Raw genomic sequence first — 5,503 nt, 5'->3', positions numbered from 1 at the left:
CCTCCCTCCCCACCCTACCGGGCAATTCGATCCTTTCTGTTTGATTTAAAAGGAACAAATACAGCAGGACCGAAGCCTTTCAAGGGTATGGCATATCGATTGCTTGGGAAAAGTCACGCGTAACCGCTGTTCCTCCCATGGGCATCCGCCCGGGAGGTGCACGCGCAAGCCATGACCGCCGCCCAAACACGAAGAAGGGAGAACATCGATCATGTCCCAGGTCATCAACACCAACATCGCCTCGCTCAACGCCCAGCGCAACCTCAATAGCAGCCAGGCCGATCTGCAGACGGCCCTGCAACGCCTCTCCTCAGGGCTTCGCATCAACAGCGCCAAGGACGACGCCGCCGGACTGGCCATCTCCGAGCGGTTCACCACCCAGATCCGCGGCCAGAACCAGGCCATCCGCAACGCCGGGGACGGCATCAGCTACGCCCAGACCGCGGAAGGGGCCCTGGGGGAAGTGGGCAACCTGCTGCAGCGCATCCGCGAACTGGCCGTGCAGTCCGCCAACGCCACCAACTCCAACACGGACCGGGAGGCCCTGAACAAGGAAGTGCAACAGGCCATCGCCGAGATCAACCGCATCGCCTCCAATACCCAGTTCAACGACGACAACATCCTGGATGGCTCCGTGAAGGAACTGATCTTCCAGGTGGGGGCCAACGCCGGCCAGACCATCGTGGTGGGGGGCGTGGACGCCCGGGGCAGTGAGCTGGGGGCCTTTATCGAGAGCACTACAGATCTTTTGACTGCTGCATCCGGTGGTGCTGGCACTACATTGGAGGATCAATTCGCTGCCAATGACACGGTCAACTTCGGCACGATCACCATCAGCAGCGGTGGTGCCACAGTAGGGACCATCGGCACATTCGATGCCACCTCCCTGGAGGATGTGGTCTCCGCCATCAACAGCGAGAGCGCCAACACCGGCGTTCGCGCCAACCTGAGCGAGGATGGTGAGGAGATCGTGTTCTCCTCCGCCCTGGCCCAAGAGGACGGGGATGCCGGATTCACCGCCGGGGCGGGATTCACGGTGACCTGGGGAGACATTGGGGCCGATGATGGCAGTGGCTTTACCGTTACCGCCAATGATGCCAATGATTCCATCAAGACTCTCAACGACCTGGCCGTGGACACGGTGGCCAACGCCAACGACACCATGGTGACCGTGGACTACGCCCTGCAGCAGATCAACGGTTTCCGGGCGGAGCTGGGGGCCATCCAGAACCGGTTCGAGTCCAATATCTCCAATCTGGAGGTGGGGGTGGAGAACCTCTCGGCCTCCCGATCCCGCATCCTGGATGCGGATTTTGCCAAGGAGACCGCAGCCCTGACCCGGGCCCAGATCCTGCAACAGGCCGGCACCTCGGTCTTGGCCCAGGCCAACCAGACCCCCAACAACGTCCTCTCCCTGCTGCAGTAAGCGGCTGCACATCCCTGGGCGGCCATCCTTGCCGGGCGGGTCTCCACCCGCCCGGCCTTCTGGCCCAGTCAAGACCCACACCCCACCACTTGCCGGTCGCGTAGACCCGTATCCCCGCCCATGGGGTAACATGGCACTACCGACCAGCCTTCGGGAAATGCCATCTGATGAAATCCCTCGAACGGTTCAAGAAGACCCTCACGGAGATCCAACAGGCCCTGGAGCAGGGCCAGCTTGAGCGCGCGGAATCCCAGTGCCGGCAGGGCCTGAAACGCCACCCGCGCCATCCCCTGATCCTCTCCAGCCTGGCCCGGGTGAAGGTGACCCAGGACCAACCGGAAGAGGCACGCAAGTGTTCCGACCGAGCCCTCGAGAACGGCGGACTGAAATATCCCTCCGTGGTGCATCATCACCTGGAACTCCTGGAGAAGGAAAAGGACTTTGAGGGGATGCTGGACGTGGCCCGGCGATCCCTGCCGGTCAGCCGCGAACCCATCAAGAGCAAGCGCATCCTGGCCCGGACCCTGGTCAAGGCCAACCGCCGCCGGGAGGCCCTGGCCCTGTTCGAGGAGATCCTCAGGGAAGAACCGGAACCGGGCGCACTCAACGATTGCTGTAACTGCCTATACGACCTGGGACAGCACGAGGCCGGATTCCTGCAGAACAAGCTGGCGGCCACCCTGGCGCCGGATGCCCTGTGGATCCGCTCCAACCTGATCCTGCTGGGCCACTACCTGCCCGGCATGACCAAAGAGGACTTCATCGCCCTGCACAAGGACTGGTTCGACACCTGTGCCCGCCTGCATGGGGAGATCCGCCAACTGGAAAGGCGCCCCCTGGAAGGACGCAAGCTCAGGATCGGCTTCATCTCCAATGGCTTCTGGTCCCATCCCGCCGGATGGCTCAGCTACGGGGCCATCGCCATGCTGGCGCATTACTTTCCCTGCGAGATCCTGCTCTACAGCACCCATCCGCCCAAGCCCAAGGACGGCGTCGCGCAACGGTTCGGGGAGCTTCCAGTCACCCACACCGCCCTGCATGGATGGAGCTTCAATGCCAAGCTGCAGAAGCTTTTGGAGGATGAATTGGACGTCTTGGTGGAGATGTCCGGCCACAGCGAACACTCCGCCCTGCCCCTGGTGGCCGCCCGCGTGGCCCCCGTGCAGGTGAAGTGGATCGGGGGACTGAGCGATACCTCGGCCGCCCCCAACATGGACTATCTGCTCACCGACTGGATCGAGACCCCGGCGGGTTCCGAAGATACCTATACGGAGAACCTGATCCGCCTACCCGGGGGATACGTCAGTTATGCCCCCCCCGCCTACATGCCGGAAGTGAACCCACTCCCCGCCCGGGAGAACGGATACATCACCTTCGGATGTTTCAATAACCTGCACAAGATTAACCCCCAGATCATCGGCCTGTGGGCCCGGATCCTGGAGGCCCTGCCCGACAGCCGCCTCATGCTCAAGGACCGGCGCTTCGAAGACCCGGACGTGACCGCCTGGGTGCAACAGGCCTTCCAGGCGGAAGGGATCCCGGCGGAACGCTTGATCCTGGAGAAGGCCTCCCCGCACCCCGAACTGCTGAAAACCTACAACCGCATCGACATCGCCCTGGACCCCTGGCCCTATACCGGCGGCCTGACCACCATCGAGGCCCTGTTCATGGGCGTACCGGTGGTCACCTGCCCCGGCCCGAGCTTCGCCGGACGTCATGCGGCAAGCCACCTCACCAATGCCGGGCTACCGGAGTGGGTCGCCCAGGATTTCGATGACTACCAACGCATCGCCCTGGATTGGGCCAACCGCCTGGAGGATCTGGCCGAACTGCGTAGCAACCTGCGCAGGCAGTTCCAGAAATCGCCCCTGAGTGGCCACGTCCAGTTCGCCGCCAACCTTCTCCATGCATTCGAATTGATGTACAAGGAATGGACCGAGGGCAAGCCTGCCGCGCCCATTGAATTCAATGGTCCCGTACCGATCCCGGAATCCGTACTGTCACGCATTCCAGAAAATTTCGATTTAGACAAAAAAGGGAAAACAACTACTGAAAAATATCAACCTAAGCAACACAACCTGACGGAAGAAGATTTACTCGGGCATATGCCCGAAAAAGAGCAGCAGACCTTGGAATCTGCCATCAAGGAAAGTCATGTTTTTTTGGAGTATGGGGCAGGCGGAAGCACTTTATTGGCCATTAAAAACAATGTTAAAAAATTAATTACCGTAGAATCTGACCCAAGCTTCTTGGATATGGTGGAAGCTGTTCTGGAAAAATACTACCAATCAAACACGGACCAGATATCATATAAAATTGATATTGGCCCTGTTGGAGAATGGTCCTGGCCTACCACCAAGAAAAAGATTCACTCCTGGCATGAATATGCCCAAAAACCCTGGGAACAGATCCTGGATTCAGGCGAATACCCTGATCTGATCCTGATTGATGGGCGCTTCAGGGTGGCATGCTTCATGGCATGCTATCTCTTCGCCAAGCCTGGAACAAAGATACTTTTTGATGATTACGCCAACAGGCCGCAATACCATGTTTGCGAGAAGTTTCTGCCGGTATCCAAATTAGCTGGAAGAATGGCTCTTTTTGAGAAAAATGATGCTGATATCAATCAGCGGGCAATTCTTGAACTTTCCAAATACAACCTAAACCCCCAATAAATGATTTTTAGATCATGCATCCAAGATACAAAAATATTTTTATACTAGGGACAGGAAGATGCGGCACAACATCATTTATCCATGCATGTAAGCATATAAAAAATTATACCTCCGGGCATGAAACTCGAGTCGCTCACATCGGAGAAGCGCGCCTTCTTTATCCGGATTACCATATAGAAGCAGACAACAGACTCAGCTGGTTTACTGGGCGCCTGGAGGAAAAATTTGGAGATCAGGCTTTTTATGTTCACTTATTAAGAAACCCTGAAAAGGTGGCAGCCAGCTTATCTAAAAGATTATTCAAAGGGGGAATCATAACTGCCTACGGGGATGGCATATTAATGCCTAGAGCAAATCCCGGAGTAGCAACAAATGATGCACTAAAGATTTCACGAGATTATGTATACACAGTGACCAAAAATATTGAATTATTTTTAAAAAATAAAAGCAACAAAATGATAATATGGCTGGAGGAGATTGAGGATAAATTTCCAGAATTCACTGAAAGAGTCGGAGCCGATGCGAATCTTGAAGAAATCCGTAAAGAATTAAAAACACCTAAAAACACTTCTTCTTGATGATTGCTGTATCGTTCAGGAATCATTCGTTTCTTGATATTTTCAATCATCGAACTCTACGAGCAGATCAGCCGCGCCCCGGACACGAAGGGACCCGGGCGCGGCTGATGGCGAAGGGCATCGAGTCACCAAGACTTTTTTCATATTCTGGAGACCAGCATGGCGACCGATCCACGCCTCAGGCTACCGATAGGCATTCAGACCTTCTCGACGATCCGCGAGGACGGTTACTACTATGTTGACAAGACGCCGGTCATCGAGCGCCTGGTCCACCAGAACAAGTTCTACTTCCTGTCGCGCCCGCGACGCTTCGGCAAGAGCCTGCTGCTGGACACCCTGCGCTGCCTGTTCGAAGGTCGCCAGGCGCTCTTCGAGGGGCTTTATATTCACGACCGCTGGGATTGGCAGACCACCCACCCGGTGATTCGTCTGAGCTTTGGCGATGGTGTGCTCACCAGCCATGAGGCGCTGGACATTCATATCCATGAACTGCTCAACGCCCAAGCCGAGGCATTAGACGTTTCTCTGCGCAATACCTCCATTGCCGGCCGCTTTCGGGAATTGATCCACAACACCCACCAGCGCCATGGCCAACGGGCAGTGCTGCTGATCGACGAATATGACAAGCCCATCCTCGACAATATCCTGTCGCACGAGCGTGCCCGGGAGCTACGCGAGGGGCTGAAGAACCTCTACAGCGTGATCAAGGACGCCGACCCCCACCTGCATCTGGTGCTCATCACCGGGGTCTCCAAGTTCAGCAAGGTCAGCCTGTTTTCGGGGCTGAACAACCTGCGGGATATCACCCTGGTGCCGGAATATTC

4 protein-coding genes are annotated in these 5,503 nt (G+C 56.9%); all 4 read left to right on the top strand.

Features of this window, described 5'->3' with window-relative positions; genetic code table 11:
* The first annotated feature begins 211 nt into the window (after positions 1-211).
* On the top strand, positions 212-1,426 hold the full coding sequence (locus CKO33_RS13045; protein WP_200182661.1) for a flagellin: 1,215 nt from the start codon (positions 212-214) through the stop codon (positions 1,424-1,426).
* Between the two features lie 167 nt (positions 1,427-1,593).
* Positions 1,594-4,101, top strand: a complete 2,508-nt coding sequence (locus tag CKO33_RS13040; protein WP_200182660.1) for an O-linked N-acetylglucosamine transferase, SPINDLY family protein — start codon at positions 1,594-1,596, stop codon at positions 4,099-4,101.
* A gap of 14 nt (positions 4,102-4,115) precedes the next feature.
* Positions 4,116-4,679, top strand: coding sequence for a hypothetical protein (locus CKO33_RS13035; protein ID WP_200182659.1), 564 nt, complete (start codon positions 4,116-4,118; stop codon positions 4,677-4,679).
* A 159-nt stretch (positions 4,680-4,838) separates the two neighbouring features.
* On the top strand, positions 4,839-5,503 hold a 665-nt coding region (locus CKO33_RS13030; RefSeq protein WP_200182658.1), incomplete at its 3' end, for an ATP-binding protein.

The organism is Ectothiorhodospira mobilis (assembly GCF_016584115.1).
GTDB lineage: Bacteria > Pseudomonadota > Gammaproteobacteria > Ectothiorhodospirales > Ectothiorhodospiraceae > Ectothiorhodospira > Ectothiorhodospira mobilis.
Note: the sequence above shows the minus strand (reverse complement) of the source record. Positions and strands in the feature narration are given on the sequence as shown.

Bases quoted from the DNA above. Each gene is read 5' to 3' on its own strand.
- CKO33_RS13045 (WP_200182661.1), top strand. From the start codon at position 212: ATGTCCCAGGTCATCAACACCAACATCGCCTCGCTCAACGCCCAGCGC.
- CKO33_RS13040 (WP_200182660.1), top strand. From the start codon at position 1,594: ATGAAATCCCTCGAACGGTTCAAGAAGACCCTCACGGAGATCCAACAG.
- CKO33_RS13035 (WP_200182659.1), top strand. From the start codon at position 4,116: ATGCATCCAAGATACAAAAATATTTTTATACTAGGGACAGGAAGATGC.